This window comes from uncultured Arthrobacter sp. (assembly GCF_947493765.1).
Taxonomy (GTDB): Bacteria; Actinomycetota; Actinomycetes; order Actinomycetales; family Micrococcaceae; genus Arthrobacter_D.
The window spans coordinates 1-1,479 of record NZ_CANLSZ010000023.1 but is presented as its reverse complement, the minus strand read 5'-3'; the positions used below and the strand labels follow the sequence as shown (position 1 = coordinate 1,479).

Below are 1,479 nucleotides of genomic sequence, written 5' to 3'. Positions count from 1 at the left end.
GGCTCTTCGGACATTTGGTGGGGGTCATTGTTTGAGGCCGCCGGCGGCGAGGAGCATGCGGAGCCGGTAGTTGTGGCGGTTGCGGTAGCCGCGGGCGAGGCGGCGGTGGAGTTCGATGATGCCGTTGATGGCTTCCGTGCCGCCGTTGTTGGTGCGGTTGGTGGTGAAATAGGCCAGGAACGCCTCCCGCCAGCGCCGTAGGGTCCGTCCCAGGCGTGCGATCTCGGGGATCGGGCAGGTCGCGAAGGTATCGGCGATGTCCTCGGCGATCCTGCGGCCCTCGGCGAGATGCTCCGCGCGGCACGCCGAGCGCAGCCGTTGGGCACACTGCCAGGCGATGAACACCTCGTCGTGGACCGGGTTCGCGTCGATCGCGGCAGTAAGACGGGCGCGCTGTTTGTCGGTGAGGTTCTCCTCGCCCGCACGAAGGATCGTCTGGATCCCGTAGAGCGGGTCGCCCTTACGTCCGCGATGGCCGAGGGTGTCCTGCTGGACGCGGCGGCGGACCTCGTCCACGGCGTGGGTGCCGAGTTTCACGACGTGGAACGCGTCGAGTACCGCGACAGCGTCCTCGAGTGTGTCGTCGATGGCGCTCTTGTAGCCGGCGAACGGGTCCAGTGCGGCGACTTCCACGTTGTTGCGGAACGCCTCACCGCGGGCCTGGAGCCAGTCCCTGTAGGCCTTCCCGGACCGTCCAGGCACCAGATCCAGCAGCCGGGCCCGCGTCCTGCCGTCCTTGTCGCGGGACAGATCGACCATCCCGGTCAGTTCCTTCGGGCCCCGTCGTCGGGGATCGACGTGATGCCAGATGGGCTCATCCACGCCCAACGAGCTCACCCCGTGGAAGCGCGATTCATCGGCGGCGAGCCGCGCCAGCTCGGGTTCCACCGCCCGCCACACCGTCTTCCAGGAGGTGCCCAGTTGCCGGGCGATCCCCGCGATCGTCGCATGCTCGCGGCGCAGCTGCCCGATCGCCCAGACGGTCGCGCGCCTGGTGATGGACCCCCGCGCTTTCACGAGAGTTGGGACCTGCTCGAGGAACACGCCCCGAGCACAGTCAGGATCAGCGCACCGCCACATGCGTTGGCGCCAGATCACCCGCACCCGGGTCGCACCGGGCACGTCGTGGAGCACCCGCCGGCGGCGGCCCCGACCGACCGCGATCACCCCGCACGCCGGACACCCCATCGGTTGCGGAGACGTCGACACCGTCACGACGAGCACGCCGTCCACGCGTTGGACCTGCTCGACATGCACCCCCTCGAGGCCCACCAGCAGATCGCAGCGCGAACACGCCCGCGAACAAGCACAACCGGCAGGGCGCGCACCGGCGCGCCTCGAACTATGGTGAGACACGTCGAGGTCCTCGGACTAGGAACAGCGGTTGGCGCTACTGATCCTCGGGGACCTCGACCCCTTCCCGCCACCCCTCAACCGGACAGCCTCAGATCCTCACCCCCACCGGATGTCCGAAGAGCC

At 68.9% G+C, this 1,479-nt stretch carries 1 protein-coding gene; it reads right to left on the bottom strand.

The features are described from left to right. Positions 1-24: 24 nt before the first annotated feature. The gene (locus tag Q0747_RS13850) at positions 25-1,233 is read right to left on the bottom strand and encodes an ISL3 family transposase (RefSeq protein ID WP_298255633.1); all 1,209 of its coding nucleotides are present in this window, start codon (positions 1,231-1,233) and stop codon (positions 25-27) included. Positions 1,234-1,479 lie beyond the last annotated feature (246 nt).